This is a genomic window from Bosea sp. F3-2 (assembly GCF_008253865.1).
In the GTDB taxonomy this organism is placed as follows: domain Bacteria; phylum Pseudomonadota; class Alphaproteobacteria; order Rhizobiales; family Beijerinckiaceae; genus Allobosea.
This window is the reverse complement of the sequence record NZ_CP042331.1, coordinates 2,615,129-2,641,765: the sequence shown is the minus strand read 5'-3', so window position 1 is coordinate 2,641,765 and position 26,637 is coordinate 2,615,129. Positions and strand designations below refer to the sequence as shown.

The 26,637-nt window shown below is 66.8% G+C and carries 24 protein-coding genes and 1 pseudogene; 12 read left to right on the top strand and 13 right to left on the bottom strand.

Annotated elements, in window-relative coordinates; translation table 11 throughout:
• Nucleotides 1–133 precede the first annotated feature (133 nt).
• A pseudogene (gene mutY / locus FQV39_RS12185) lies at nt 134–1,180 on the top strand (A/G-specific adenine glycosylase); the annotation flags it as partial.
• A 5-nt stretch (nt 1,181–1,185) separates the two neighbouring features.
• Here the strand turns inward: mutY and FQV39_RS12180 are convergent.
• The 4 genes from FQV39_RS12180 to FQV39_RS12165 form a co-directional block, all read right to left on the bottom strand.
• Nucleotides 1,186–1,914, bottom strand: a complete 729-nt coding sequence (locus FQV39_RS12180) for a peptidoglycan-binding protein (RefSeq protein ID WP_149130527.1) — start codon at nt 1,912–1,914, stop codon at nt 1,186–1,188.
• A gap of 104 nt (nt 1,915–2,018) precedes the next feature.
• Complete coding sequence (locus FQV39_RS12175) at nt 2,019–3,236, bottom strand: site-specific DNA-methyltransferase (protein ID WP_149130526.1); 1,218 nt, start codon at nt 3,234–3,236, stop codon at nt 2,019–2,021.
• 456 nt (nt 3,237–3,692) lie between these two features.
• A complete protein-coding gene (locus tag FQV39_RS12170; RefSeq protein ID WP_472840635.1) occupies nt 3,693–4,361 on the bottom strand; it encodes a ribonuclease HII in 669 nt (222 codons plus the stop codon).
• A 115-nt stretch (nt 4,362–4,476) separates the two neighbouring features.
• Nucleotides 4,477–5,670: a PA0069 family radical SAM protein gene (locus tag FQV39_RS12165; RefSeq protein WP_149130525.1), complete on the bottom strand. Its 1,194-nt coding sequence runs from the start codon at nt 5,668–5,670 to the stop codon at nt 4,477–4,479.
• A gap of 124 nt (nt 5,671–5,794) precedes the next feature.
• Between FQV39_RS12165 and FQV39_RS12160 the strand changes: the two genes are divergently transcribed.
• Nucleotides 5,795–6,280, top strand: coding sequence for a hypothetical protein (locus FQV39_RS12160; RefSeq protein ID WP_149130524.1), 486 nt, complete (start codon nt 5,795–5,797; stop codon nt 6,278–6,280).
• On the opposite strand, the gene FQV39_RS12155 is transcribed toward FQV39_RS12160, so the two are convergent.
• The 5 genes from FQV39_RS12155 to FQV39_RS12135 form a co-directional block, all read right to left on the bottom strand.
• The gene (locus tag FQV39_RS12155; RefSeq protein ID WP_187640255.1) at nt 6,277–6,753 is read right to left on the bottom strand and encodes a GNAT family N-acetyltransferase; all 477 of its coding nucleotides are present in this window, start codon (nt 6,751–6,753) and stop codon (nt 6,277–6,279) included. The genes FQV39_RS12160 and FQV39_RS12155 overlap by 4 nt on opposite strands.
• Before the next feature lie 10 nt (nt 6,754–6,763).
• On the bottom strand, nt 6,764–7,648 hold the full coding sequence (gene ypfJ, locus FQV39_RS12150; RefSeq protein ID WP_149130522.1) for a KPN_02809 family neutral zinc metallopeptidase: 885 nt from the start codon (nt 7,646–7,648) through the stop codon (nt 6,764–6,766).
• 98 nt (nt 7,649–7,746) lie between these two features.
• Entirely contained in the window at nt 7,747–8,751 is a 1,005-nt protein-coding gene (cydB, locus tag FQV39_RS12145) for a cytochrome d ubiquinol oxidase subunit II (RefSeq protein ID WP_149130521.1), read from the bottom strand.
• 12 nt (nt 8,752–8,763) lie between these two features.
• Nucleotides 8,764–10,194, bottom strand: coding sequence for a cytochrome ubiquinol oxidase subunit I (locus FQV39_RS12140; RefSeq protein WP_149130520.1), 1,431 nt, complete (start codon nt 10,192–10,194; stop codon nt 8,764–8,766).
• A gap of 117 nt (nt 10,195–10,311) precedes the next feature.
• Nucleotides 10,312–11,136 (bottom strand): uracil-DNA glycosylase, encoded by an 825-nt coding sequence (locus FQV39_RS12135; protein WP_149130519.1) that lies wholly within the window; start codon nt 11,134–11,136, stop codon nt 10,312–10,314.
• 174 nt (nt 11,137–11,310) lie between these two features.
• Between FQV39_RS12135 and FQV39_RS12130 the strand changes: the two genes are divergently transcribed.
• The 3 genes from FQV39_RS12130 to FQV39_RS12120 all read left to right on the top strand — a co-directional run bounded on the left by FQV39_RS12130 (nt 11,311) and on the right by FQV39_RS12120 (nt 16,375).
• On the top strand, nt 11,311–12,990 hold the full coding sequence (locus FQV39_RS12130; RefSeq protein WP_248313339.1) for an electron transfer flavoprotein-ubiquinone oxidoreductase: 1,680 nt from the start codon (nt 11,311–11,313) through the stop codon (nt 12,988–12,990).
• Between the two features lie 601 nt (nt 12,991–13,591).
• Complete coding sequence (locus FQV39_RS12125) at nt 13,592–15,361, top strand: tetratricopeptide repeat protein (protein ID WP_248313338.1); 1,770 nt, start codon at nt 13,592–13,594, stop codon at nt 15,359–15,361.
• 138 nt (nt 15,362–15,499) lie between these two features.
• Nucleotides 15,500–16,375 carry a 4-(cytidine 5'-diphospho)-2-C-methyl-D-erythritol kinase gene (locus FQV39_RS12120; protein WP_149130518.1) on the top strand — a complete coding sequence of 292 codons (876 nt, stop codon included), beginning with the start codon at nt 15,500–15,502 and terminating at the stop codon, nt 16,373–16,375.
• Between the two features lie 97 nt (nt 16,376–16,472).
• On the opposite strand, the gene FQV39_RS12115 is transcribed toward FQV39_RS12120, so the two are convergent.
• On the bottom strand, nt 16,473–17,489 hold the full coding sequence (locus tag FQV39_RS12115) for a polyprenyl synthetase family protein (protein ID WP_248313337.1): 1,017 nt from the start codon (nt 17,487–17,489) through the stop codon (nt 16,473–16,475).
• A gap of 506 nt (nt 17,490–17,995) precedes the next feature.
• Between FQV39_RS12115 and FQV39_RS12110 the strand changes: the two genes are divergently transcribed.
• Nucleotides 17,996–18,220, top strand: a complete 225-nt coding sequence (locus FQV39_RS12110) for a putative signal transducing protein (RefSeq protein WP_149130517.1) — start codon at nt 17,996–17,998, stop codon at nt 18,218–18,220.
• Nucleotides 18,213–18,983, top strand: a complete 771-nt coding sequence (locus FQV39_RS12105; RefSeq protein ID WP_149130516.1) for a tRNA1(Val) (adenine(37)-N6)-methyltransferase — start codon at nt 18,213–18,215, stop codon at nt 18,981–18,983. The genes FQV39_RS12110 and FQV39_RS12105 overlap by 8 nt, the downstream gene beginning before the upstream one ends.
• A 104-nt stretch (nt 18,984–19,087) precedes the next feature.
• Here FQV39_RS12105 and FQV39_RS12100 read toward each other — a convergent pair whose 3' ends face one another.
• The 3 genes from FQV39_RS12100 to FQV39_RS12090 form a co-directional block, all read right to left on the bottom strand.
• Nucleotides 19,088–19,381, bottom strand: coding sequence for a hypothetical protein (locus tag FQV39_RS12100; protein ID WP_149130515.1), 294 nt, complete (start codon nt 19,379–19,381; stop codon nt 19,088–19,090).
• Between the two features lie 148 nt (nt 19,382–19,529).
• Nucleotides 19,530–19,808, bottom strand: coding sequence for a hypothetical protein (locus tag FQV39_RS12095; protein WP_149130514.1), 279 nt, complete (start codon nt 19,806–19,808; stop codon nt 19,530–19,532).
• A 131-nt stretch (nt 19,809–19,939) separates the two neighbouring features.
• Nucleotides 19,940–20,209, bottom strand: a complete 270-nt coding sequence (locus FQV39_RS12090) for a hypothetical protein (protein WP_149130513.1) — start codon at nt 20,207–20,209, stop codon at nt 19,940–19,942.
• A 254-nt stretch (nt 20,210–20,463) separates the two neighbouring features.
• On the opposite strand from FQV39_RS12090, the gene FQV39_RS12085 reads away from it, so the two are divergent.
• The 5 genes from FQV39_RS12085 (at nt 20,464) to FQV39_RS12070 (ending at nt 26,620) form a co-directional block, all read left to right on the top strand.
• The gene (locus FQV39_RS12085; RefSeq protein WP_149133805.1) at nt 20,464–21,381 is read left to right on the top strand and encodes a glycine--tRNA ligase subunit alpha; all 918 of its coding nucleotides are present in this window, start codon (nt 20,464–20,466) and stop codon (nt 21,379–21,381) included.
• Entirely contained in the window at nt 21,381–23,519 is a 2,139-nt protein-coding gene (glyS, locus tag FQV39_RS12080; protein WP_149130512.1) for a glycine--tRNA ligase subunit beta, read from the top strand. Before FQV39_RS12085 ends, glyS begins: the two co-directional genes overlap by 1 nt.
• Before the next feature lie 329 nt (nt 23,520–23,848).
• Nucleotides 23,849–24,010 (top strand): Thivi_2564 family membrane protein, encoded by a 162-nt coding sequence (locus FQV39_RS33130; protein WP_091855869.1) that lies wholly within the window; start codon nt 23,849–23,851, stop codon nt 24,008–24,010.
• Nucleotides 24,011–24,109: 99 nt separating this feature from the next.
• Nucleotides 24,110–25,372 carry a GTP cyclohydrolase II gene (locus tag FQV39_RS12075; RefSeq protein WP_149130511.1) on the top strand — a complete coding sequence of 421 codons (1,263 nt, stop codon included), beginning with the start codon at nt 24,110–24,112 and terminating at the stop codon, nt 25,370–25,372.
• Nucleotides 25,373–25,402: 30 nt separating this feature from the next.
• Complete coding sequence (locus tag FQV39_RS12070; RefSeq protein ID WP_149130510.1) at nt 25,403–26,620, top strand: URC4/urg3 family protein; 1,218 nt, start codon at nt 25,403–25,405, stop codon at nt 26,618–26,620.
• Nucleotides 26,621–26,637 lie beyond the last annotated feature (17 nt).

The following is a 26,637-nucleotide window of genomic DNA, read 5'->3' as shown; positions in this document are numbered from 1 at the left end:
GACGGCGCCGCGCGGAAGACCCGATTGCAGGCCGCGGGCTGATCTTCGCTGATGGCCCACTGCCGGCATCTCGACCCAATCCCCGCCACGATTGACCTTTCGCAGCCTCGGCTCCTCGCGCTAAACCGGATGCATGGACGCCTCCGTTCCGATGCCCCGCGCTGCCGAGCTTCTCGTCTGGTATGACCGCCATCGCCGCGCGCTGCCCTGGCGTGCCGTTGCGGGCGAGCGCCCCGACCCCTATCGGGTCTGGGCTTCCGAGATCATGCTGCAGCAGACCACGGTCACGGCGGTGAAGCCCTATTACGAGCGCTTCATGGCGCGCTTCCCGACCGTGCGGGCCCTCGCCGAAGCGCCTTCCGAGGACGTCATGCAGGCCTGGGCCGGGCTCGGCTATTATTCCCGCGCCCGCAATCTCCACGCTTGCGCGCGCGCGGTCATGGGGAGCCATGGCGGCCGCTTCCCCGATACGGAGGAGGGGCTGCGCGCCCTGCCGGGCATCGGTGCCTACACAGCCGGAGCTGTTGCGGCGATCGCCTTCGGCCGGCCAGCGGCGGCGGTCGACGGCAATGTCGAGCGCGTCATGACGCGTCTCTTCGCCATTGCGGATGAATTGCCCGGCGCGCGGCCGCTGATTCGCGAGAAGGCGCTGGCGCTGCTGCCGATCGATCGGTCCGGCGATTTCGCGCAGGCGCTGATGGACCTCGGTGCGACCATCTGCACGCCGCGCAACCCCGCCTGCGGGCTCTGTCCCTGGCGCGAGCCCTGCCGGGCGCGGGCGGACGGCACGCAGGAGAGCTTTCCGCGCAAGGCCGCGAAGAAGATTGGCAAGACCCGCTATGGCGCCGCCTTTGTGCTGACCCGCCCCGACGGCGCCATCCTGCTGCGCACGCGCCCCGCCAAGGGACTGCTCGGCGGCATGGCGGAAGTGCCGACCAGCGAATGGCGCGCCGATTATGAGCTCGACGGCGCCGCGCAGGACGCTCCGCTGCCGTTGCGCTGGACACGGCTGCCGGAGCCGGTGCGCCATGTCTTCACGCATTTCCCGCTGGAACTGACGGTGTTCACCGGCAGCGTCCCGGACCGGACGCTAGCCCCGGCCGGCATGCGCTTCACGAAGCTGGCGAATCTCGCCGGCGAGCCGCTGCCGAGCGTCATGCTCAAGGTCGTCGAGCGCGCCGGGCTCTACCGCTCGAAGACGCGGTAGGTCATCGTCGGCAGGTCGACGGACCATTTGAAATAGCCCTTGGAATAGATCTTGCCGCGCTTCGGCGGCCAGGGGTCCTGGATGCGCAGCGTCGTGCCGGTGCCGTCCGGATTGCCGTCGCCGCGCATGCCGACCACGACGATCATGTGGCCGGGGCTGCCGCGCCCGGCCGTGTATTCGTCGACGCGCCAGAGCATGTCGAACATCAGGGGCCCGCGCGACAGGGCCTGCCGCAACAGCTCGACCGACCAGGACATCGGCGCATTGCAGCGCAAGCCATGGATGCGGGCATAGCGCTGCCCGGTCACGATCGCCTGGTCGCTTTCGGAGGAGTTCGCGAGCGAGCCATCGGGAAGGATCATGTCCGGCGGCGTCTTGGCGATGATGATCGGCACGGTCGAGTTCTTCATCATCGCCGTCGAGGTCGCCCAGCAGGTCGTGTTCGTCGGCTGCGCGATGAAGGAGACCTTGTGCAGGATCGGCGCGAAGGTCTCGATATCATAGAGGCAGGATTGCGTCGCAGGTCCTGCTTCGCCGTCCTCGACCAGCCAGTTCTTGCGCTGGAAGGCGAGGACCGCGCTGCGGGTCAGGTTGCCATATTGCCCGTCGGGGACGAGCGGCGGCCGCGGCTTCAGCTTGGTGTTGAGCGCTTCCTGAAGCGTCTTGACCTCGGGACCGCGAGAACCGTTCTTCAGGATTGTGGCCATGACATCCCCGCTACGATCTCATACGCTGAGAATGGGCGCGCCGCCGGGGCGCACGCATCCTCCGAACGAATGATCGCAGGGGTGGAGTTATGGCTGGCGTGCGGTCAGGCCGCGGCCATCTGCGCCCTGATCTCGCCACGCAGCGTGTCGAGCACCGTCAGCCCGCCCTCGCGCTCGACATGCCAGAAGGTCCAACCATTGCAGGCCGGCAGGCCCTGCGCCAGCGCGCCGACCTTGTGGATCGAGCCCACGGCGGGGCCGAGCAGGAGCGTGCCGTCAGCGCGCACCACCGCCTTGTAGCGGCGCTTCTCGTCATGGACGGTCTCGCCGGCCTTGACCAGCCCGGCTTCGACCAGGCTGAGGAACGGCACGCGCGGCTCGCTGCGCTTGGACGGCGCGGCGGAGAATGCTTCCGGCGCCAGCGGCGTCACGGCGGCGATGCGCTCGCGCGCCGCCTTGGCGTAGACGGCGTCGCGCTCGAGGCCGATGAAGCGGCGGCCGAGCGCCTTGGCGACGGCACCGGTCGTTCCCGTTCCGAAGAAGGGGTCGAGGATCACGTCGCCGGGGTTCGAGGCCGAGAGCAGAACGCGGGCGAGCAGGGCTTCCGGCTTCTGCGTCGGGTGGACCTTGGCGCCGCCAGCGTCCTTCAGGCGCTCCTCGCCGGTGCAGAGCGGCAGATACCAGTCCGAGCGCATCTGCAGGTCGTCATTGCCGCCCTTCAGCGCCTCGTAGTGGAAGGTGTATTTCGAGTTCTCGCCGCGGGCGGCCCAGATCAGGGTCTCATGCGCATTGGTAAAGCGCCGGCCGCGGAAGTTCGGCATCGGATTGGCCTTGCGCCAGACGATGTCGTTCAGCATCCAGAAGCCGAGGTCCTGCAGCGTCGCGCCGACGCGGAAGATGTTGTGGTAGCTGCCGATGACCCACAGCGCCCCGTCCGGCTTCAGCACGCGCCGCGCGGCCGCAAGCCAGGCGCGGGTGAAAGCGTCGTAGTCGGAGAAGGAGGCGAACTTGTCCCAGTCGTCGTCGACGGCGTCGACGAGGCTGTCGTCGGGCCGGCGCAGATCGCCGCCGAGCTGGAGGTTGTAGGGCGGATCGGCGAAGATCAGGTCGACGCTCGCCGGCGGCAGGGCGTTCATCGCCGCGACGCAGTCGCCGACGAGGATCTGATCGAGCGGCAGTTCCTGCGGAACACCGATCTGTTCGGGAAGGCTGTGACTGTGAAGGCCCTTGGCCTTCATCCGAGCCCCCAGCGCTGGCCGTCCGGTACGCGAAACCTGAATCCGGACGGGAGCGCTGGCGGTCCCGGTACGCGAAATACCCATGACGCCAAGACCGTTACGCAACTTCAACGAGCGCGATATTGGCTGGACAGGGTAAAGGCCGGGTTTCCGCTCTGAAAAAAATGCGTCCCGTTTTGGGGCTGCAGATTTTGCCTAGCCCATTGGCAATGAAAGGAAAATTCCTAACAGTTGTTAACGCCTGGAGTTGCCGTGGCGGCAGTTCGCGGGGAGCCTGGAACAGGACCGCCTCGTCATTCCGGGGCATCGCGTAGCGATGAGCCCGGAACCCATGAACACGCCGCCGCCGTCATGGTCGGGCTTGTCCCGACCATCCACGTCTTCATCGATGCCATACAGTGTTCAAGACGTGGATGCTCGCCACAAGGGCGAGCATGACGGCAACTGGAGTAGCGTCGTGTTCATGAGTTCCGGGCTCAGGCCTTTGGCCTGCCCCGGAATGACGTCGCGCTTTACTCCCAAATGCGGCGCGGCCGGGCTCTACCGGAACCAGACGCCCTTCACCGGGGCGAAGGAATAGCGGTGCTCTGGGCAGGGACCGTGTTCGGCGATGGCCTTGCGGTGCTGCGGAGTCGCATAGCCGACATGACCCGAAAACCCATAGGCCGGATAGCGTCGGCACAGCCGCGCCATCATCCGGTCGCGCGTCACCTTGGCGACGATCGAGGCGGCCGCGATGGAGGCCACGGCGCCATCCCCCTGAATGATCGCTTCGCAGCCGCAGCTCAACTGCGGCGGATCGTTGCCGTCGACTAGGACATGCAGCGGCGCAAGCGGCAGCGCGGCCACCGCCCGGCGCATCGCCAGCAGCGTCGCCTGACGGATATTGAGTGCGTCGATCTCGACCGCCGTGGCGCTGGCGACGGTGACGGCGAGCGCCCGCTCCATGATCTCGCCGAAGAGCTCCTCGCGGATCGCCGCCGGCAGCTTCTTCGAATCGTCGAGTCCATGCGGCACGCGGGCCGGATCGAGGATGACGGCCGCGGCCACGACCGGGCCGGCGAGCGGCCCGCGTCCGACCTCGTCGATGCCGGCCAGCGGCCAGAGGCCGTTGGCGATGGCGTATGTCTCGCGACTGAAATCGGCGGGCATGGCGGGCTTATGCAGCAGCTTGGCCGTCAGGGCCAGAGCAACATGATACCTCTCCACCGTCACGCTCGGGCTTGACCCGAGCGTCTCCTTCAGAAGGAGGCTCCTGAACCTCTTCCGGCCCGTCATTCTCGGGTCTGCGCTTCGCTTCGCCCGAGAATGACGGTCGGGGGCCTCAAAACAAGCTCAGCTGCGCCTTCTCCTTCTCGGGTTTCACGAACAGGTCAGTGCGCAGCCGCCGGCGTGTGGTGTTGAATCCGATGCGCTCGGCTGCCAGCTCGAAGCGCCTTCCGATCATCCAGGCATAAGGGCCGGAGCCGACCATGCGCTGGCCCCATTGCGAATCATAGTCCTTGCCGCCGCGGGTCGAACGGATCAGCGACATCACATGCCGGAGCTTGTCGGGATGATGCGTCAGCAGCCATTCCTGCACGATGTCGCGGACTTCGAGCGGTAGCCTCAGCAGCACATAGCCGGCCTCCTGCGCGCCCGCCGCCTTGGCCGAGTCGAGAATACGCTCGATCTCATGCTCGTTGATCGCCGGGACGATCGGCGCGACCAGCACCGTGACCGGGATGCCGGCCTCGGACAGCTTGCGGATCGTCTCGAGCCGCTTCGGTGGCGAGGCAGCGCGCGGTTCCATGCCCCGCGCTGTCTTGGGGTCGAGCGTCGTCACCGAGATCGCAACCTTGACCAGCCCCTTCTCTGCCATCGGCGCGAGGATATCGATGTCGCGCTGCACCAGCGCCGATTTGGTGACGATGCCGACCGGGTGGTTGAACTTCGCCAGAACCTCCAGGATCTGGCGCATGATCCTGAGCTTCTTCTCGATCGGCTGATAGGCGTCGGTATTGGTGCCGATCGCGATGGTGCGCGGCTGGTAGGACGGGGAGGAGAGCTCCCTCTCCAGCAGGGCTGCAGCATCGGGCTTCGCCGTCAGCTTGCTCTCGAAATCGAGCCCGGGCGAGAGCCCGAGATAGGCATGTGTCGGCCGCGCGAAGCAGTAGACGCAGCCATGCTCGCAGCCACGATAGGGATTGATCGAACGATCGAACGAGATGTCCGGCGAGTCGTTGCGCGTGATGATGTTGCGCGCCTTCTCGTAGGCGATCTCGGTCTTGAACGGCGGCAGCTCCTCCAGCGAGCCCCAGCCGTCGTCCTCGGAGACGCGCTGCTCGGCCTCGTAACGCCCGCCCGGATTGATCGTGGCGCCGCGCCCGCGCCGTCGCTCCGGGTCGATGCGATGGCCGGCATAGGCGAGCGGATCGGCGGGCGCGACGACCGGTGCCGAGACGGTCGGCTCCCTGTCATGCCGCCGCAGCGGCTGGGCCGTCGGATACGGCCTTTCAATGGGTCTGGCCTGTGGCATGGCTTTCAAACCGGTTCATGTGCCGGGAATCGGCACGTTCTGGTCTCTGGTAGAGTGAACAAATCAGGAACAAAATGCAAGGCCGGGATTGCGGCGTGCTGCGCTGCGGCATAGAACTTTGCGTATGCTCACAGCCGTGATCCGCGCCGATGGTTCCCCGCGAGCTCTCGCCGTCACGCTGGCCGTGCTGATCCCGGCGGTGGCGGAAGGCTTCCTCGGCCATGCGGTGATCGTCGATACGGTGGGCGCGCCCGATTTCGAGCGCGTCGCCGATACGACCGGCGCGCGCTATCTGCGCACCGGCCCTGCCGAAGCCTGGGAGGGCGGAGCGGCCGCGGCGCGCGGCGACCGGCTCGTGCTGTTCGAGGCCGGCGACGTGCCGCAGGCGCATTGGGTGCAGGCGGTCGAGCGCCATCTGCTGGTCACGCCGGATGTGCCCGCCCTGATTCCGCTGCACGCAGTCCGCGCCGCGCTGCGTGAGCGTGTCGCCATGTACCTTGCCGGGCGCAGGCTCCGGTCCGGGCTCGTCCTGCCCAAGGCGATGGCCCTGGAAGGGTACCTCGACCAGGCGCCGCAGCGGCTGCCGGTGTGGCGCGAGCGGGCGACCTAAAGAGCTTTGCTCAGGAGCCACTCGCCGCGCGGAGTCGCCTGGCCGACCTCGACAAAGCCTTGGGAGAGATAAAAGTCGAGTGGGCCGGACGGCCCGCGGACGACACTCGTCTCAACCGTTTCGAAGCCGCTGCGCCTCATCTGGAGCAGGACAAGCGCCAATGCCGTTCGCCCGAGGCCAGCCGATTGATGTCTTCGATCGATCATGAAGCGCCAGAGCACAACCGTGCCCGGCGTCCCGCCATCTCGCCACTGCACGAAGCCGATGGGCTGCTCGCCGAGGTAGATGGCGCGAAACACCGCAGTCGGTTCAAAATGCGCCTGAGCGATGGATAGGGCGTTCGCGGCGACATAGCCCTTCTGATCGTTCCGGACTTCCAGAGCGCAGACCTCGCGCACGGTGTCCTTGGTGATCTCGCGCAGCTCGACGCTTATAGGCGCGGGCTGTCCACCATCGCCCGCCGCCGCCGTCACCTCTTCCCCGCTACACCTGATTGCGGAACGTATCGCAGCTCTGCATCGAGCCCGATTGGAAGCCGATGTTGAACCACTTCGTCCGCTGCGCCGAGGAGCCGTGGGTGAAGGAATCGGGGACGACCACGCCCTGGGCCGCCCTCTGCAGCTTGTCGTCGCCGATGGCGGAGGCGGTGCGGATCGCCTCCTCGATGTCGCCCTGGTCGAGCCGGCCCATCGCCTGGACATTATGCGCCCAGACGCCCGCGAAGCAGTCCGCCTGCAGTTCGATCCGAACCGAGATCGCGTTGGCGTCGCGCTCGGACGAACGCTCGCGGATCTGGTTCGCCTTGGGCAGGATGCCGAGCAGGTTCTGGATGTGGTGGCCGACCTCGTGGCCGATCACATAGGCATAGGCGAAATCGCCGCCGCCGCCGAGCTTGCGCTGCATCTCCTGGAAGAAAGAGGTGTCGAGATAGACCTTGCGGTCCTGCGGGCAATAGAACGGCCCCATCGCGGACTGCGCGGTGCCGCAGCCCGAACGGTCGACGCCGGAGAACAGCACGAGGCGCGGCGCCTGGTAGCGGGTGTTGGCCTGCTGCGGCAGGACCTTCGACCAGACATCCTCGTTCTGCGCCAGCACGGCCGAGACGAAGCGGCCCATCTCGTCCTGCGGCGGGCCGGAGGAGCGGCGGGTCTCCTGGGTCTGCGGGCGCCCGCCGATGCCGCCGATCATTTCGGCGCCGCCGATCAGCAGGCGGGGATCGATGCCGAGCGCCCAGCCGAGCAGGCCGAGCACCACCATCGTGCCGATGCCGATGCCGCCGCGCCCGCCGGGCATGCCGGCGAAGCCGCCGCCACCGCCGCCACGCCGGTCCTCGAGGTTCTCGGACTGGCGATAGTCTTCCCACTGCATGGACGGTTCCTCGGCGAAACTCCCCGCAATCTCGCCAAGAGATGCGGGGAACTCAAGTCGTCTTTGCAAAGCCCGGCTGAACGAAGGCTGACAATCGCTCAGTGATAGCCGCTGTCGGCCCTCACCTTGCCGCGGAAGGTCCAGTACACGAAGGCCGTGTAGAACAGGATCATCGGCAGCAGGAACACGACGCCGATCAGCACGAAGATGTGGGAGGAGGGCGCGGCGGCCGCGTCCCAGATCGTCACACCGGGCGGCACCAGATAGGGGAAGTTCGAGATCGACAGGCCGAGGAAGCAGAGCAGGAAGATCGCGACCGTTAGCGCAAAGGGCGTGAATTCATGCGCGCCATGGAGCCGCCGCCAGGCCAGATAGCCGCACAGCGCCGTCAGCACCGGGAAGGGCCAGAGCCAGATGAGGTTGGCCGGGGTGAACCAGCGCTCGGCGATGCGCGGATGGGCATAGGGCGTCCACAGCGAGACCAGCGCCGCGAAGGCCAGCAACCCCAGCAGCAGGGTCTTTGCCTGTCGCCGCGCCCGTTCGGCGACGCGGCCATCCGTCTTGTAGACGAGCCAGGTCGCGCCGAGCAGGGCATAGCCGACGATGACGCCGACGCCGCACATCACCGTGAACGGCGTCAGCCAGTCGAAGGGGCCGCCGGCGAACTGGCCGTCCTTGATCGTGACGCCCTGGATCAGCCCGCCCAGCACCAGCCCCTGTGCGAAGGCGGCGACGGTCGAGCCCAGCCAGAAGGCGAGGTCCCAGCGGTGGTGATGCGGTTTGGCGACCCAGCGGAACTCGAAGGCGACGCCGCGGAAGATCAGCGCCAGCAGCATCAGCGTGATCGGGATGTAGAAGGCCGGCATGATGATGGCATAGGCCTGCGGGAAGGCGACCCAGAGGCCGCCGCCGCCCAGCACCAGCCAGGTCTCGTTGCCGTCCCAGAACGGGGCGACCGAGTTCATCATCTGGTCGCGCTCGCCTTCGTCCTTCGTCGTCGGGAACAGGATGGCGATGCCGAGATCGAAGCCATCGAGGACGACATAGAGCATCACGGCGGTGCCGATCAGCACGGCCCAGATGACCGGAAGATACCATTCCATGCTCGTGGCTCCTCAGATCGCCGGCTGGATCTTGTCGTCGCCGGGGTGGCCGTCGCCGAAGATCGCGGCGGCCTCGCCCTGCACGGCCTTGAGCGTGCGCTTCGACGGCTGCTCGGGCGCGTCCTCGCCGCTGATCTCGTCCGGTCCCTTGTCGATCAGCCGGTTGATCAGGAGGATGCCGGCGGTGAACACGACCGAATAGACGCAGACGAACAGCGCCAGGGAGATCGCGACTTGCAGCGGCGTGACCGGCGAGACGGCATCGGCCGAGCGGATGATGCCCGTCGCCAGCCAGGGCTGGCGGCCGACCTCGGTGACGAACCAGCCGGAAAGGAGGGCGAGGAAGCCGGCGGGCCAGGAATACTGCGCGATCCAGAGCCAGCGCCGCGATTCGAACACAGCGCCCTTGCGCCAGAGCCAGGCGCCGACCCAGCCGAACAGGATCATCAGCACGCCGATTCCGACCATCGCCCGGAAGGCGAAGAAGGGGATGAGGACGGGCGGCCGATCCTGCGGGGCAAAATCCTTCAGGCTCGGGAAGAGCGCGTTCATGCTGCCATGGGTCACCAGGCTGGCGACGCCGGGGATCGAGACCTCGAAGCGATTGAGCTCGGCCTTCTCGTCGGGCCAGGCGAAGAGCACGAGGGCGCCGGGCTTGGATGAATCCCAATGCGCCTCGATCGCGGCGAGCTTGGCCGGCTGATAGGTCGCGGTGTCGCGGCCGTGGAAGTCGCCGATCACGGCCTGCAGCGGCGCGGTCAGCGCGATCATCAGGATCGCCATCCGCACCATCGTCTTGGCCGATTCGGTGCGATGCCCGGCGAGCAGATGGCGCGCGCCGGTCGCCAGCACGACGAAGGCGGTCGTCAGATAGGCCGCGGTCATCATATGGGCGAAGCGCAGCGGGAAGGTTGGGCTGAAGACGATCTTCATCCAGTCGACTGGATAGGCGATGCCGTCGCGGACCTCGTGCCCAACCGGATGCTGCATCCAGCTGTTGGCGGAGAGGATCCAGAAGCCCGAGAGCGCCGTGCCGCCCGCGACGATCACCGCCGAGGTGAAGTGCAGCCAGGGTGGCACGCGCTTCCAGCCGAACAGCATCACGCCGAGGAAGGAGGCCTCGAGGAAGAAGGCTGAGAGCACCTCATAGCCGATCAGCGGGCCGACGATGTTGCCGACCGCCGTCGAGAACCGGCTCCAATTGGTGCCGAACTGGTAGGACAGCACGATGCCGGAGACCACGCCCATGGCGAAGGAGACGGCGAAGATTTTCGTCCAGAACCGGGCGAGCAGGTGGAATTTGTCGTCGCCCGTCTTCAGCCACAGCCCGAGCAGCGTCGCGATATAGGCTGAAAGCCCGATCGTGAAGGCCGGGAAGACGATGTGGAAGGAAACCGTGAAGGCGAACTGGATGCGTGAGAGCAGAAAAGCATCGATGACCATCGCAGAACTCCGTCCGGCCACGCCACGCAGGCGCTGGGGTACCGCCCGCTGGGGCGTCTCTGGATGTGATCTAAATCGAGCTTGCCCTGCCTGTGGCCTGCGCGCAACGTCGCTGCGTCAATTCTTCCCGTCGAGCGCGGCCTTGAGCGCGCGCAGGTCGCGCCAGGCGAGCCGCTTCTGCAGCGGCTGGCGCAGCAGATAGGCCGGATGCAGGGTCGCGATGGCGCGGATGCGCCGCGAGCCGGTGTCGTATTCGACCCATTGCCCGCGTGAGCGCAGGATGCCGCTGAAGCCGAGCAGCCCCTGCGCCGAGGGGCCGCCGACGCAGACCAGGATGTCGGGATCGGCGAGCTCGATCTGGCGCTGGATGAAGGGCAGGCAGATCGCGACCTCCTGCGGCGTCGGCGTGCGGTTGCCCGGCGGGCGCCAGGGCAGGAGGTTGGCGATGTAGACATCGTTCTGGCGGCTGAGCTCGATCGCCGCCAGCATCCGGTCGAGCAATTGGCCGGAACGGCCGACGAAGGGGAAGCCCAGCCGGTCTTCGTCGGCGCCCGGCGCCTCGCCCACCATCATCACCCGGCCTTCCGGGTTGCCGTCGGCGAAGACGAGGTTCTTGGCGGTTGCCTTCAGGGCGCAGCCTTCGAACTTGGCCAGCGCTTCCTTCAATTCATCGAGCGTGCGTGCCTCGCGGGCGAGCGCGCGGGCGCTGACGGTCGCATCGTCGGGCGCCGTGGCCGCTGCCGCGATCGGCCGGGCAGGGGCGGTCGGTCGGCCCGGCAGCGGGCGCAGGCGTGGTTGTCCCGCGCCCGCGGCGGGAGCCGGCTCAGCGAAATGATTGCGAGGCGCCTCGTCGAGCGCCTCGGTCACGCCCATCTCGGCGTACCAGCTCAACAGCTCGTAAGGATCTGGTGTGTCGGGGCCGACTGTATCGGACAGGCTCATCGGCGCATCCTATACGCTGCAGAGCTGCTTCGCGAGCCAACGCAGTTGCAAAATGGAACGGGCGCTTGGATAGAGGGGTTCCAGACTGGACGAAAGCCGAGCGTTGAACGAGTCGGCAAGATAGTTCATATATAAACTAATCGCACGACGCGGATTGCCAAGGCGGAGGGCAGGATGGATCTCAAGGAAGCGCAAAGCGAACCGCGCGAGAGCATGGACTATGACGTCGTCATCGTCGGCGCGGGCCCTGCGGGTCTGGCGGCCGCGATCCGGCTGAAGCAGCTCGACGAGACCATCTCGGTCGTCGTGGTCGAGAAGGGGGCCGAGGTTGGCGCCCACATTCTCTCTGGCGCCGTCATCGATCCGATCGGCCTCGACCGGCTGGTGCCGGACTGGCGCGACGATCCCGACCGCCCCCTGACCACCGAGGTCAAGGAAGACGTCTTCTATTTCCTGACCGAGCCGAACGGCATCCGCCTGCCGAATTTCGGCATGCCGCCGCTGATGAACAACCATGGCAACTTCGTCGGCTCGCTCGGGCTGGTGACGAAGTTCCTGGCGGCGCGGGCCGAGGCGCTGGGCGTCGAGATCTATCCCGGCTTCGCCGCCGCCGAACTGCTCTTCAACGCGGACGGCTCGGTCGCCGGCATCGCCACCGGCGATATGGGCATCGCCAGGGACGGCACGGTCTCCGACCGCTTTACCCGCGGCATGGAGCTGCGCGGCCGCTATACGTTGCTGGGCGAGGGCGCCCGCGGCTCTCTTGCCAAGATTGCGATCAAGACATTCGGCCTCGACGCGGGCCGTGAGCCGCAGAAATACGGCATCGGCCTCAAGGAGCTCTGGCAGGTCAAGCCGGAGAAGTTCCACAAGGGCCGCGTCCAGCACTCCTTCGGCTGGCCGCTCGGCAACCGCACCGGCGGGGGCTCCTTCCTCTACCATTTCGACGACAACCTCGTCGCCGTCGGCTTCGTCGTGCATCTCAATTACGAGAACCCGACGCTCTCGCCCTTCGACGAGTTCCAGCGCTTCAAGACCCATCCGGTGATCCGCGACACTTTCGAGGGTGGCAAGCGCATCGCTTATGGCTCTCGCGCCATCACCGAAGGCGGCTTCCAGTCGGTGCCGAAGCTGACCTTCCCGGGCGGCGCGCTGATCGGCTGCGCGGCCGGCTTCGTCAACGTCCCGCGCATCAAGGGCAGCCACAACGCCGTGCTTTCCGGCATGCTGGCGGCGGAGAAGCTGGTGCCTGCGCTGCAGGCGGGCCGCAGGCATGATGAGGTCGTCGAGATCGAGGCCAGCTGGCGCGACAGCGCGATCGGCAAGGATTTGAAGCTGGTCCGCAACGTCAAGCCGCTCTGGTCGAAGTTCGGCACGCTGGTCGGCATCGGGCTCGGCGGCATCGACATGTGGCTGAACCAGATCTTCGGCTGGTCGCCCTTCGGCACGCTGAAGCATGGCAAGCCGGATCACGCGACGCTGAAGCCGCTCGCCGAGGTGACGCCGATCACCTATCCGAAGCCGGACGGCAAGATCTCCTTCGACAAGCTGTCGTCGGTCTTCCTCTCCTCGACCAATCACGAGGAGGATCAGCCGGCGCATCTGAAGCTCACCGACCCCTCGATCCCGATCGCGAAGAACCTGCCGCTCTATGGCGAACCGGCCCGGCTCTACTGCCCGGCGGGCGTCTACGAGGTCGTCTACGAGAATGCCGAGACGAAGAGCAATCCGCGCTTCGTGATCAATGCGCAGAACTGCGTCCACTGCAAAACCTGCGACATCAAGGACCCCGCCCAGAACATCACCTGGACGGTGCCGGAAGGCGGCGGCGGGCCGGGCTACGCGAATATGTGATCGGCTGCGAGCAGCCGGCGCGCGCCACTTTTCCGGGGAAACACTCCGTCATTCCGGGCCTGACCCGGAATCCATCATAGAGCGCATCGCCCTCCGCTGGATTCCGGATCGGCGCCGCTGCAGCGGCTTGTCCGGAATGACGGCCGCGCTCTGAAGATGCCGCAAAAGAAAAGGGCGCGCCGCGCGGCGCACCCTTTGTTTTTCGCGAGGGTGATCAGCCCTTGCGCACGACCGGAGCCGTCGGCTTCGGCTCGTCCTTGGCGCAGCCGGCGGCGAAGCCGGCGAGAAGAGCGACTGCGGCAAAGCTCAGAACAATCTTCTTCATTTGGAACGATCCCAATATTGTCGCTGCGTGAACTGCAAGCAGAGGAAACATAGACCCGATATCCTTTGCCGATGACTAATGTTTTCTCGTCAAATCCTGCCGGGAAAGCGGGTTTTTTGAGACTGTTGCGCCGTCGCTACGAAGCCGCCGCATTCGCGTGGAGCCCCGCTTGCCGGCTCGCCCGGAAACCGCCATCTTGGCGGCCTACGCGAGCCATTACGGTCCGCCGAAGCAGCGCCCGAACAGTGGGCGGCGGACCGAGGGAGAAAAGCAGTCGTGACATTTTTGAAGAAGGTGCGTGCCTCCGGTACGGCTGCTGCCTTGTCGTTGTTGATGGTTCTGCCGGTGGCCGCTGCTGCCCAGGGAGCGACCGCCCCGCGTTCGTCTGATTCGCTGGAGCCGGCCGACAGCCTCGAAGGGAATTATCTCGCTGCCATCGTGGCGGGCGCCTCGCGCGATCTTGGCGCGGCCTCGGTCTATCTGCGCGAAGCCGTGCGGGAAGATCCGCGCAACAGCGAGTTGCTGGAGCGTGCCTTCGTCGCCTTTCTCGCCGACGGCTCCATGCCGGACGCCTTCCGCGCTGCTGACAAGCTGATCCAGCAGGATCCAAGCAATGGCCTGGCGCAGCTCATCATCGGCATCCGCTCGATCAAGCAGAAGAGCTATCAGACCGCCCGCAACCACCTCCAGCGCGGCGGCCGAGGCCGAGCGGCCGACATCACGGCCACCCTGCTTTCCGCCTGGTCCTATCTTGGCTCCGGCAACTCCAAGCGCGCCATCGAGACGCTGGAACGCCTCAAGGGCGAGCCTTCCTACAACCTCTTCCGCGACTATCATGCCGGCCTCATCCTCGACGCTGCCGGCCGCAAGGCCGAGGCCGAGAAGCGGCTGAAGGCGGCCTTCGACGCCGAGAAGACCACCTTGCGCCTCGTCGATCTCTGGGCGCGCTTCCAGGCCCGCAATGGCGATTATGCCGGCGCGGCCGCGACCTACGCCGATTTCGACCGGCTGCTGCCCAACCATCCGATCATCCGCGAAGGCATGTCGCTGGTGTCGAAGAAGGAGGCGCCGCCGCGCCAGATCCAGACGCCGCAGCAGGGCGCAGCCGAGGTGCTCTACGGGCTCGCCAGCGCTGGCAACCGGCAGGGCGACGAGGCCGCGGCGCTGCTCTATCTGCGCATGGCGATCTATCTCGACCCCGGTCATGACCTCGCCATCCTGACGCTGGGCGACATCCTCGAGCGGGCTCGCCAGCCGGAGGATGCGGTCGCGGTCTATGACAAGATGCCGGCTTCCTCGCCGCTGCGCCCCAATGCCGAGATCCAGGCGGGTCTGGCGCTGGAGAACCTCGGCAAGCCCGAGGAGGCGGTGAAGCACCTGGAGCGGGTCATCGCCGAGCGGCCGGATGATGTCGACGCGCTTGCTGCGCTGGGCAACATCTATCGCTCGCGCAAGCAGTTCGCCGAGGCGGCTGCCGCCTATGACAAGGCCATCGACAAGCTTGCGTCTCCCGGCCGCGCCAACTGGGATCTGTATTATTTCCGCGGCATTGCCCGGGAACGTATCAACCGGTGGCCGGAGGCCGAGGCCGATCTGCGCAAAGCGCTGGAACTGCTGCCCGACCCGCTCGGCCGTGAGCGCGCGCTAGTCTTGAACTATCTCGGCTATTCGCTGGTCGACAAGCACCTCAAGCTCGACGAGGCGCTAGGCATGCTGCGCCGTGCCGTCGAACTGCGCCCGCGCGACGGCTACATCATCGACTCGCTCGGCTGGGCCTATTACCGGCTCGGCCGTTATGAGGATGCCGCTCGCGAGATCGAGCGCGCGGCCGAGCTGCGCCCCTCGGACCCGGTGATCAATGACCATCTCGGCGATGTCTATTGGCGCACGGGGCGCCAGCTCGAGGCGAAGTATCAGTGGAACCACGCTCGCGATCTCAAGCCCGAGCAGGAGGATCTGCCCAAGATCCTGCGCAAGATCGAACGCGGGATGGAAGATCCGTCCGCCAACGTCACCGAGGACAACACCAAGAAGGACGGCGGCTGACGCTGATCCCGTCGCTAGATCGCCGCGCGTCCTATCGGACGCGATAACGGTGATCTATGTATTTGTTATCGCATCGGATCTTTCCGAAAAGTGGATTCCACTTTTCGGTCCGATGCTATAGCTGAACCGGGAGCGGCCGTGGCTCTACCGCTGACGACGCATGCGCGTGCCAAGGTCAATCTCGACCTGCGGATTCTGGGCCGGCGCGCGGACGGCTATCACGAGCTCGAAAGCCTGGTTGCCTTCGCCGGGGTTGGTGATGAGCTGACCCTGGAGCCCGATGCGCCGCTCTCTCTGTCCATCGCCGGTCCGCGCGCGGCGGGGCTATCCCCCAAGGACGACAACCTCGTCCTGCGCGCTGCGCGGGCGCTCGCGACGGCCCGTTCTGGCCTGCGTCTGGGGCGCTTCCATCTCGTCAAGCGATTGCCCGTCGCCTCGGGGATCGGTGGCGGCTCGGCTGACGCGGCTGCGGCTCTGCGCCTTGTCGCGCGCCTGAACGGCATTGCTCAAACCGATCCGGTTCTGCTGGACGTCGCCGGGAAGGTCGGCGCCGACGTGCCGGTCTGTCTCGATTCGCGGGCGCGGCTGATGGCTGGCGTCGGAGAACGGCTCGGGCCGGTGCTGCGCCTGCCGCCGCTCTTTGCCGTGCTGGTCAATCCGGGCGTGGCGGTCGAGACGGCCTCGGTCTTCCGCGCCCTGGGGCTGAAGCCGGGGCAGCAGATCGCGGTCTCTCGTACCGCGCCCGCGCCTGATTCTATGTCGGCAGGGGAGTTCCTCGAAGCGCTCGCCGCTTCCGAGAACGATCTGGCCGCTCCCGCCCGGCGTGTCGCTCCGGCGATCGACGAGGTGCTGGAGCGGCTGGCTGGCCTGCCGGGCTGCCGGCTCGCGCGCATGTCCGGTTCGGGCGCGACCTGCTTTGCGCTGTTCGACGATTGCCGGGCCAGCGTCGAGGCTGCGCGGACGCTGGCGAAGGCGCGGCGGGGCTGGTGGGTGAAGCCGACGCTGCTGCGGTGATGCTCACTGTCATGCTCGGGCTTGACCCGAGCATCTCTCACAGGATGAGGCTGGTTTCCGAGATGCTCGGGTCAAGCCCGAGCATGACGGATACCCCTCAATGAGCCCGTGCCACGCAGAAATCGACGGCGGCGTTGAGCGCCTGCTTCATCGGCGAGGCCGGGAAGAGGCCGAGCGCGTCCTTGGCCATGCGGGCATAGTGCTCGGCGCGCGCGATGGTGTCGTCCAGCGCCTTGTGCCGGCGCATGATCGCTTGCGCTTCTTCCAGATCACCGTCGCGAATCTCGCCATCCTGAAGCGTGCGCTTCCAGAAGGCGCGCTCCGCCTCGTCGCCGCGACGGAAGGAGAGTACGACGGGCAGGGTGATCTTGCCCTCGCGGAAATCGTCGCCGGTGTTCTTGCCAAGCTTCGCCGCGACGCCGCCATAGTCCAGCGCGTCGTCGATGAGCTGGAAGGCGATGCCGAGATTGAGGCCGTAGCTGCGGCAGGCGGCGGCGTCCGCCTTGGAGGAATTGGCGATCACCGGCCCGACCTCGCAGGCGGCGGCGAAGAGCTCCGCCGTCTTGCCGCGGATGACCGAGAGATACTCGTCCTCGGTCGTCTCGGTGTTCTTGGCGACGGAGAGCTGCAGAACCTCGCCCTCGGCGATCACTGCCGCGGCGGTGGAGAGAATGTCGAGCGCCCGGAGCGAACCGACCTCGACCATCATCTTGAAGGCCTGGCCGAGCAGGAAGTCGCCGACCAGCACGCTCGCCTCGTTGCCCCAGAGCATGCGGGCCGCAAGCTTGCCGCGGCGCATGTCGCTCTCATCGACGACATCGTCATGCAGCAGCGTCGCCGTGTGCATGAATTCGACGGAAGCCGCGAGCTTGACGTGGCCTTCGCCCCGATAGCCGCAGAGATTGGCCATGGCGAGCGTCAGCATCGGCCGCAGGCGCTTGCCACCCGAGGAGATCAGGTGGTTCGCGACCTCCGGGATCATCGTGACCTCGGAGCCGGTGCGCGACAGGATCATCGCATTGACCCGTTCCATGTCGGCGCGCGTCAGCGCGACAAGCGGCTCGATGCTCGCCTGATTCGATTCCCGTTCCTCGAGGGAGACGACGACACCCACTGAACGCACTCCGGATCAGATTCTCGCGCCGGGCGGCGCCCCGCAGCCATGCCACAACCGTTGCATGGGACGCCAGCCCCTGCAAACCGTCGCGACGCCGCAGCTTGCGCAAAGGGAGCGGGTCAGAGGCTGTTATGGCCCAGGGGAGCGATTTGACGCTGGCGATTTTGCGCGACTGCGAGGAGTTCGAGGACGCAAACCTTTCGGTTTGCTACGAAGAAAGACATAGCAGTCGCGCAAAAGCGCCGCGCCCTGCGGGTGAGGTGAAAACCGCGGAGCTGCAGCGTCGCACCGCTTGCCGATACCGACGGTTTGCTACGAAGAAAGACATAGCAGTCGCGCAAAAGCGCCGCGCCCTGCGGGTGAGGTGAAAACCGCGGAGCTGCAGCGTCGCACCGCTTGCCGATACCGACGTATCGGCGGCGCGATGCTCCTCCCATCTCCGCGGTTTTGACCTCATCAAATCGTTCCCATGGGCCATAACAGCCTCTAGGCTCCATGGGGCGATGCACGAACTCATGCGCACCAACGACCTCATCCTGCTCGGCGCCGTCGAGGCCCTGCTGGAATCGGCCGGGCTCGATTGCCTGGTCGCGGACCAGCATATCAGCGCCCTGGAAGGCATGATCGGCGCCTTTCCGCGCCGGCTCCTCGTGCGCGAGGCGGACAAGCGCCGGGCGCGGGCCCTTCTGATCGAAGCCGGTTACGGAGCCGAGCTGCGCGATGAGTGAGGTGGAAACGGAGCTTGCGCTGGGTGAAATCGTCGAGGATCGGCTGCTTGACGGCCGGCTTCGCCTGCGCCAGCCGCGCAAGGGCCACCGCGCCGGCACCGACGCCATCCTGCTCGCGGCGGCGCTGCCCGAACTCGATGGTGGAACGCTCCTCGATATCGGCGCGGGCGTCGGGACGGTCGGACTTGCGGCTGCGCTGCTGCGGCCCGCATTGCGCGTCACATTGCTGGAGCGCGATCCTGAGCTGGCGGCCTTGGCGAAGCTGAACATCGAACTGAACGGCATGGCCGATCGCGGGATTGTCATGGCTGCCGATGTCACTGCGCCGGCGGCCGAACTGGAAACAGCGGGGCTGAAGGCGGCTTCCTTCGATGCGGTCGCGATGAACCCGCCTTTCTATCCGCAAGGGGGGACGCGCGCCTCACCGACGCCCAACCGCCGGGCGGCCCATGTCGCGGAAGGCGGTCTTCAGCCCTGGCTGCGTGCCGCGCGGCGGGCGCTGAAGCCCGGCGGCCTGCTCGCAATCATCCATCGGGCCGAAGCACTGCCGGATCTGCTCGCCGGCCTGGCCCCCGGTTTCGGCGCCGTCGCGATCCGGCCGGTGCACGGCGTTACCGACAGGCCGGCGATTCGCGTCATCGTCACGGCGGTCCTGAACAGCAGAAAGCCGGCAGAGCTGCTGCCGGCTTTCGTGATCAATGGACCCGATGGCCGCTTCACCGCCGAGAGCGAGGCCGTGCACCGCGGGCAGGCGCGCCTATAGCATCGGACCGAAAAGTGGAATCCACTTTTCGGAAGAATCCGATGCGATGACAAAGGCGTAGATCACCGTTATGGCCCCGATAGGACGCGCGGCGATCTGGCGGCTTACCAGTAGTAGCGCGGCGGCGGCACGAAGAGCGGCGGCGGCGGGGGCGGCGGGCCGTAGAAGCGCGGACCATAATAGCGCCGCGGGCCGTAGTAGCGCGGGCCGTAATAATAGCGCCGCGGGCCATAGTAGCGGCGCGGGCCGTAATAATACTGCGCCTGCTGCACCATGCCGCCGGCCGCGTCGACCAGCGGCGCGGCCGCGACAGGTGCGGCGGAAGCCGGAGCGGCGCTGAGAGCAGCGAAGCCCAGTGTGCCGACCGTCACGGCGGAAAGAAGCATCGTCTTGAACATATCGTCCTCCGTGCGATGGCGGCGGCTGTCCTTATGGCCGACGCCGTCCATGGAAGGGGAAACTACCCCCCGAAATCTGAACGGCGCGAAACCGCGCCGTTCAGCTAACCTTCATTGAGCGACCGATCATGGCCGCAATGCGTCAGCCTCAGCGGCAGACCCGCACCGGGCGGATCACCCAGCGCCAGCCGTTCCACACGCGGCGCTCAGACCAGAAGCAGCGCGGCCGGTAATAGGGACGCGGGCCGTAATAGCGGCGCGGGCCGCGATAATAATACTGGGCCTGCTCGATCAGGCCCTGGCCGGCCTGCGCGGTCTGGCCGGCCGGAGCAGCGACCGGCGCGGCCGAGGCCGGGGCGGCCATCATGGCGAAGCCGCCAAGCGCGCCCGTCACGGCAGCGGCGAGAAGCGTTGTCCGGAACATCATGTTCTCCATCGATAGCCATCGGTGTTGCCGATGAATGACTTGTCGTCCCTGTCTGGAACTTAGGCCCCTTTGTCTGAACGGCGCGAAACCGCGCCGTTCAGCTCGCCTTCAGGTCCGAAGGCCGTTTTGGCTCAGCGGCAGACGCGGTGCTGGCGCACGATCCAGCGGCGGCCGTTCCAGACACGGCGGGTTTCGGTCCAGCAGCGGCGGACATGCGGGCGGGCTGGGCCGTAATGCGGCCGGCCCCGGTGCCAGGCCTGCTGGACGAGACCGGTCTCGGCGCCCGCACCCAGGGCCGTGCCGGCCGAAATCGGGGCTGCGGAAGCCGGGGCGCTGCTCATGGCGGCACCGAGCAAGGTTGCCGCGCCGAAGGCGGCGGCAATGATGCGGGTTGTCAACATGGGCGTACTCCTTCGTTAATCCAGCCGCTGGCCCGCCATCAAATGCTCGCCCCGAACATCGCGAACCATGCGGTCGTCTCGTGGTTAGCAGACCGGTTATGAACGAAATCTGTCCGGTTGCGGGTCCGGCCCGCGCTTGACCCTGGCCGGCCCGAACCCTAATCACCGCCATTCCTTTGTTATCGGAAGGTTGCAGGCACTTGTCCGCCCCCGCGCCCCACTCGCTTTCCACCATCCCGGCCTCCTCCCCGGCGATGGATCCGACCCGCTCCTTCCAGGGGCTGCTGCTGACGCTGCAGCGCTTCTGGGCCGAGCGAGGTTGCGTGGTGCTGCAGCCCTACGACATGGAGGTCGGCGCCGGCACCTTCCATCCGGCGACGACTTTGCGCGCGCTCGGGCCGAAGCCGTGGAAGGCGGCTTACGTCCAGCCCTCGCGCCGCCCCAAGGACGGCCGCTATGGCGAGAACCCCAACCGGTTGCAGCACTATTATCAGTTCCAGGTCATCCTGAAGCCGTCGCCGCCGGATCTGCAGCAGCTCTATCTCGACTCGCTCAGGGCGATCGGCGTCGATCTCGGCCTGCATGACGTGCGCTTCGTCGAGGACGACTGGGAGAGCCCGACGCTCGGCGCCTGGGGCCTCGGCTGGGAGTGCTGGTGCGACGGCATGGAGGTCAGCCAGTTCACCTACTTCCAGCAGGTCGCGGGCGTCGAATGCGCGCCGGTCGCGGGCGAACTGACCTACGGGCTCGAGCGTCTGGCGATGTATGTCCAGGGTGTCGAGAACGTCTACGACCTCAACTTCAACGGCCTCGATGGCGAGGACCGCATCAGCTATGGCGACGTCTTCCTGCAGGCCGAACAGGAATACTCGCGGCACAATTTCGAGCATGCTGACACGCAGATGCTGTTCCGGCACTTCTCGGATGCGGAAGCCGAGTGCAAGGCGCTGCTGGACGCCGGCGAACCGGCCTCCGGCGACAATCAGCCTCGCCATGAACTCGCCTTGCCGGCCTATGACCAGTGCATCAAGGCCAGCCACATCTTCAACCTGCTCGATGCGCGCGGCGTGATCTCGGTCACCGAGCGGCAGAGCTACATCCTGCGCGTGCGCGAGCTCGCCAAGGCCTGCGGTGCGGCCTGGTTGAAGACCGCCGGCGGGGGAGCCAACTGATGCCTGATCTCCTGCTCGAACTCTTCTCCGAGGAAATCCCGGCGCGCATGCAGCGCAAGGCCGCCGAGGACCTGAAGAAGCTCGTCACCGATGCGTTGGTCGAGCGCGGCTTGGTCTATGAAGGCGCCAAGGCCTTCGTCACGCCGCGCCGGCTCGCGCTGCATATCGCCGGCCTGCCGGTGCGCGGCCGCGATGTGCGCGAGGAACGCAAGGGCCCACGCGTCGGCGCACCCGATGCCGCCGTGCAGGGCTTCCTCAAGGCGGCAGGTCTGGCCTCGCTCGATCAGGCCACCATCGTCAGCGACCCGAAGAAGGGCGACAGCTACGTCGCCATCATCGAGAAGCCCGGGCAGGAAACCGTCGCGGCCATCGCCGAGATCGTCCCGGCCGTGATCCGTTCCTTCCCCTGGCCGAAGTCGATGCGCTGGGGCAAGGCCTCGGCTGCCGGCGCCAGCCTGCGCTGGGTGCGCCCGCTGCACTCGATCCTCTGCACCTTCGGCGCCGAGACCGAGGACCCGGAAATCGTGCCGTTCGAGGTCGACGGCATCGTCTCCGGCAACATCACCTATGGCCACCGCTTCCATGCGCCCGGGCCGATCACGGTGAGGCGCCTCGACGACTACGTCGCGTCGCTGGAAAAGGCGAAGGTCGTGCTCGATGCCGACCGCCGCAAGGAGATCATCCTCACCGACGCCCGCAACCTCGCCTTTGCGCAGGGGCTCGATCTTGTCGAGGACGAGGGGCTGCTGGAGGAGGTTGCCGGCCTCGTCGAATGGCCGGTCGTGCTGCTGGGCTCCTTCGAGGAGCGCTTCCTCGACATTCCCGGCGAGGCGATCCGCGCCACCATCCGCGCGAACCAGAAATGCTTCGTGCTGCGCAACCCTGAGACCGGCAACCTCGCCAATCGCTTCATCCTGGTCTCGAACCTCGTCGCCAGCGACGGCGGCGCGGCGATCACCGCCGGCAATGGCCGCGTCGTGCGTGCGCGCCTCTCGGACGCCGCCTATTTCTGGCAGACCGATCGCGGTTCGCTGCCTGATCTCGACACCTTCAAGGCCAGTGCCGAGAAGCTCGGGCTCGATCTCGCCAAGCCGCTCGACCAGCGCATGGCCAAGCTCGACAAGCTCGGCGTCGTCTTCCACGCCAAGCTCGGCACGCAAGGCGAGCGCGTCCAGCGCATCGCCGCGCTGGCGAAGGAGATGGCGCCCATCGTCGGTGCCGATCCGGAAAAGGCCGAGCGCGCCGCCAAGCTCGCCAAGGCCGACCTGCCGACCGAGATGGTCGGCGAGTTCCCCGAACTGCAGGGCCTGATGGGCCGGAAATATGCCGAGCTGCAGGGCGAGGACGCCTCCGTCGCTGCGGCGGTCGAGGAGCATTACAAGCCGCTTGGGCCCTCGGATCGCGTGCCGAGCGATCCGGTTTCGGTCGCGGTGGCGCTGGCTGACAAGCTCGACACGCTCGTCGGTTTCTGGGCGATCGACGAGAAGCCGACCGGCAGCAAGGACCCTTATGCGCTGCGTCGCGCGGCGCTGGGTGTGATCCGGCTGGTGGTTGAGAATGGGGTGCGGTTGCCGCTGACGCAGGTCGCCAAGGATGCCGACCTCCTCTCCTTCTTCCACGACCGCCTGAAGGTCATGCTCCGCGACCAGGGCGCGCGGTATGATCTGGTCGACGCTGTGCTGGGCGACGGCGCTTCGTCAAACGACGACCTCCTCCTCATCACCCGCCGCGTCGCTGCGCTCGGCCGCTTCCTCGATACCGAGGATGGCGCGAACCTGCTCACGGGCTACAAGCGCGCCGCCAATATCCTCAAGGCCGAGGAGAAGAAGGACGGGGAGGGCGCCTTCGCAGGCGCTCCGGACCTGCACCTCATTGCCGATGCCGGCCTGATCGAAGAAAAGGCGCTCGCCGTTGCGCTGGCGCAGGCGACGCCGAAGGCTGAGGCCGCCGTCGCGGTCGAGGATTACGAGGGCGCCATGGCCGCGATGGCGGAATTGCGCCCAGCGGTCGATGCTTTCTTCGACAAGGTCACGGTCAACGATCCCGATCCGGCCCAGCGCGCCAACCGCCTGAAGCTGCTCAACCAGCTCCGCCAGGCGACGCGCGCGGTGGCCGATTTCGACCGCATCGCGGGCTAGGGCGCGGGGAACCCCTCTCCCGGAGGGAGAGGGGCAGGGGTGAGGGGAAGGCCGCTGGTCGTCCTTGCTCCGTCCTCACCGCCGCTGCGGTTGGCGCGGCGCATCACTCGTCCAACGGCCTACACCTCACCCCTACCCCTCTCCTTACAGGAGAGGGGTTTTGCGTTTGCGGTTCCTGCGTAAACCCGTCCTACCCCTTCGCCGGCAAAGCCCGCATCGGAACCTATTCCCACCCTGCGACGTTCTGTCGGCGGGGCTGACATGCCGCGAATGCGTCGCGGTGGGGCTTCCGGGGGGCCGGCCACCGGCCGCGACAAAGGGCTGAAAGCATGTCCATTCTGATTTCTCTGCTGATCACCGTTCTCGTCATCGGCCTCGTGCTTTATCTGGTCCGGATGCTGCCGCTCGACGGGCAGATCAAGAACGTCGTGCAGATCATCGTCATCGTGATCGGCATCATCTCGCTGCTGCGCTATCTCGCTGTTTTCTAAGGCGATTGACGGCGCCTTCGCGCTGGTTCAGACTTCGCAAGGTCCAGAGGGCCCCGGACGTTCCCCGTCGCGGGGCCCTTCCTGTTTCAGGGCGAGACCATGAACGCGCCGAACCGCACCGGCCATATCAGGCTGACCTCCCATCCCGAACCCGGCAGCGCCGCCGTGCGCTTCCCGATCCGATGGGGGGCGCCGACCGCCACTGAGCGCGGCCCGATCATCGCCTCGACCACCACCCCGGCTGACCGCAATGTCATCGGCGCCCATGGCGGCTCCTATTCGGTCTACCGTGCGCTGGCGATCTCGGCCCGCGCGATGAACCCCTCGCAGCGCCCGGACCTGACCAACACCTATCCGACGGCGGAGATTCCGCCGCAGCCGCAATGGGCCGAGCCGAAGAAGATCGTCTCGCTTGATCCCTTCGGCCACACGGTCGCGCAGGATTTCGGCAAGCTGATCGGCGAGGGCATCGACATCCGCCCCTCGATCGCGATCACCAAGGCCAGGCTCAACCTGCCCGAGATTCTCGCAGCCATGGCGACGCATCGGCTGGCGGCGGACGGGAATATCCTGCATCCGTCCGGCGACATCTCGGTTACCAAGATCGCGGTCGATCCGGTCTGGTATCTGCCCGGCATCGCCGAGCGCTTCGGCACCAGCGAGAACGAGTTGCGCCGCACGCTCTTCGAGCAGACCGGCGGCATGTATCCGGAATTGGTGACGCGGCCGGATCTCAAGGTTTTCCTGCCGCCGATCGGCTCGATCACCGCCTACATCATGGGTGAGGTCTCAGCGATCACCAATCCCGCCAAGCGTGTCGCCTGCCGCGTCCATGACGAGTGCAACGGTTCGGACGTCTTCGGCTCGGACATCTGCACCTGCCGGCCCTACCTCATCCACGGCATCGAGGAATGCGTGCGGGAGGCGCAGAGCGGTGGCGTCGGGCTGATCGTCTACAACCGCAAGGAGGGCCGGGCGCTCGGCGAGGTCACCAAGTTCCTCGTCTATAACGCCCGCAAGCGTCAGGAGGGCGGCGATTCCGCGGCGACCTATTTCGAGCGCACCGAATGCGTTGCCGGCGTGCAGGATGCCCGCTTCCAGCAGCTGATGCCGGATGTGCTGCACTGGCTCGGCGTCACCCATATCGACCGGCTGATGTCGATGTCGAACATGAAATACGATGCGATGGTCGAGAGCGGCATCACGATCGGCGAGCGCGTCGCCATCCCGCCTGAATTGATTCCGCCGGACGCCTCGGTCGAGATCGAGGCCAAGAAGGCCGCGGGCTACTATTCGCCGGACGGCACGCCCGGCGACAATGCGCTCAAGGCCACCGTCGGCCGTGACCTCGACAAGTTCTGACCCTGCCACACCACGTCACCCGAGTTGACGATGCCTGACCGCGACCCCGAGGCGTTCCGCGCCCTGTTGAAACCTGCCGCGGTGCGCGAGCGTGCGCGGGAGATGCTGGAGCTCGGCCTCGCTGGCGGGCTCTTCCATTTCAGCGTCCACCCCGAGCGGCTGGAAGCCTGCGCCGACTATGTGCTGGAGACCATCCGCGCGAATTACCCCACGCTCGAGATCCCCTTCCATGCGCGCTGGCGCCACTTCGTCGTCGCTGGCGATGATCGCTGGCTGCGGCTCGATCAGGTGGCCGGCTTCCCGGATCCGGCTGCCCGCGGCCGCGCCGCCTATGATCTTGCCGTGGTCAGCGTCCTGCTCGATGCCGGCGCCGGCCCGGACTGGCGCTATCACGACGCCGCGACGGGCCGCGAGATCGGCCGTTCGGAAGGGCTGGCGCTCGCCTCGCTCGACATGTTCGCCGCCGGCCTGTTCTCCCGCGATCCGGCTGATCCGCTGCGTGCCGATGCGGCCGGGCTGAAGCGCCTCGATGCGGCCACGCTGGCGCACGGTTTTCAGGCAGGTCCGAACAATCCGCTGCTAGCACTGGAAGGGCGTGCCGCCCTGCTCAATCGCCTTGGCGAGGAACTTGAGAAGCAGGGCCTGTCGCGTCCCGGCGAGCTCTTCGACCGCTTTGCAGCCGCCGCTGACACCGGCACGCTGCGAGCCGCGCATATGCTCGGCGAGGTGCTCGCGACCTTCGGCGGCATCTGGCCTTCGCGCCTGACGCTCGCCGGCGTCCCGCTCGGCGATACCTGGCGCCATCCCCTGATCGCGCCCGGCGAGGTGACGGAAGGGCTGGTGCCCTTCCACAAGCTATCGCAATGGCTGACCTACTCATTGATCGAGCCGCTGCAATGGGCAGGTATTTCGGTCGTCGACATCGACGATCTCACCGGCCTGCCCGAATATCGCAATGGCGGGCTCTTTCTCGATAGCGGCGTGATCGCATTGAAGGACGAGGCGGATCGGGCGAAGGCGCATGAGGTTTCCTCGCCGCTGGTCGTCGAGTGGCGGGCGCTGACGGTGGCGCTCCTCGACGAGATCGGCCTCTTGATCCGCAAGCGCCTCGGCCGCTCGCGCGAGGATTTGCCGCTCGCCAAGGTGCTCGAAGGCGGCAGCTGGGCCGCAGGCCGGCGGATCGCGCGTGAAAAGCGTGTGGATGGCGGCCCGCCGTTGAGTATCGTCAGCGACGGCACGGTATTTTGATCCGGAACTGCATGCGA

What these genes read in the sequence shown, in the direction of transcription:
- FQV39_RS12075 (WP_149130511.1), top strand. Translation starts at nt 24,110, where the DNA reads ATGAACGCGCCGAACCGCACCGGCCATATCAGGCTGACCTCCCATCCC.
- cydB (WP_149130521.1), bottom strand. Translation starts at nt 8,751, where the DNA reads ATGGAATGGTATCTTCCGGTCATCTGGGCCGTGCTGATCGGCACCGCC.
- FQV39_RS12160 (WP_149130524.1), top strand. Translation starts at nt 5,795, where the DNA reads ATGCTCACAGCCGTGATCCGCGCCGATGGTTCCCCGCGAGCTCTCGCC.
- FQV39_RS12140 (WP_149130520.1), bottom strand. Translation starts at nt 10,194, where the DNA reads ATGGTCATCGATGCTTTTCTGCTCTCACGCATCCAGTTCGCCTTCACG.
- FQV39_RS12165 (WP_149130525.1), bottom strand. Translation starts at nt 5,670, where the DNA reads ATGCCACAGGCCAGACCCATTGAAAGGCCGTATCCGACGGCCCAGCCG.
- FQV39_RS12090 (WP_149130513.1), bottom strand. Translation starts at nt 20,209, where the DNA reads ATGTTGACAACCCGCATCATTGCCGCCGCCTTCGGCGCGGCAACCTTG.
- FQV39_RS12130 (WP_248313339.1), top strand. Translation starts at nt 11,311, where the DNA reads ATGGATCTCAAGGAAGCGCAAAGCGAACCGCGCGAGAGCATGGACTAT.
- FQV39_RS12180 (WP_149130527.1), bottom strand. Translation starts at nt 1,914, where the DNA reads ATGGCCACAATCCTGAAGAACGGTTCTCGCGGTCCCGAGGTCAAGACG.
- ypfJ (WP_149130522.1), bottom strand. Translation starts at nt 7,648, where the DNA reads ATGCAGTGGGAAGACTATCGCCAGTCCGAGAACCTCGAGGACCGGCGT.
- FQV39_RS12070 (WP_149130510.1), top strand. Translation starts at nt 25,403, where the DNA reads ATGCCTGACCGCGACCCCGAGGCGTTCCGCGCCCTGTTGAAACCTGCC.
- FQV39_RS12085 (WP_149133805.1), top strand. Translation starts at nt 20,464, where the DNA reads ATGGATCCGACCCGCTCCTTCCAGGGGCTGCTGCTGACGCTGCAGCGC.
- FQV39_RS12100 (WP_149130515.1), bottom strand. Translation starts at nt 19,381, where the DNA reads ATGTTCAAGACGATGCTTCTTTCCGCCGTGACGGTCGGCACACTGGGC.
- FQV39_RS12095 (WP_149130514.1), bottom strand. Translation starts at nt 19,808, where the DNA reads ATGATGTTCCGGACAACGCTTCTCGCCGCTGCCGTGACGGGCGCGCTT.
- FQV39_RS12105 (WP_149130516.1), top strand. Translation starts at nt 18,213, where the DNA reads ATGAGTGAGGTGGAAACGGAGCTTGCGCTGGGTGAAATCGTCGAGGAT.
- FQV39_RS12135 (WP_149130519.1), bottom strand. Translation starts at nt 11,136, where the DNA reads ATGAGCCTGTCCGATACAGTCGGCCCCGACACACCAGATCCTTACGAG.
- FQV39_RS12110 (WP_149130517.1), top strand. Translation starts at nt 17,996, where the DNA reads ATGCACGAACTCATGCGCACCAACGACCTCATCCTGCTCGGCGCCGTC.
- glyS (WP_149130512.1), top strand. Translation starts at nt 21,381, where the DNA reads ATGCCTGATCTCCTGCTCGAACTCTTCTCCGAGGAAATCCCGGCGCGC.
- FQV39_RS33130 (WP_091855869.1), top strand. Translation starts at nt 23,849, where the DNA reads ATGTCCATTCTGATTTCTCTGCTGATCACCGTTCTCGTCATCGGCCTC.
- FQV39_RS12175 (WP_149130526.1), bottom strand. Translation starts at nt 3,236, where the DNA reads ATGGGTATTTCGCGTACCGGGACCGCCAGCGCTCCCGTCCGGATTCAG.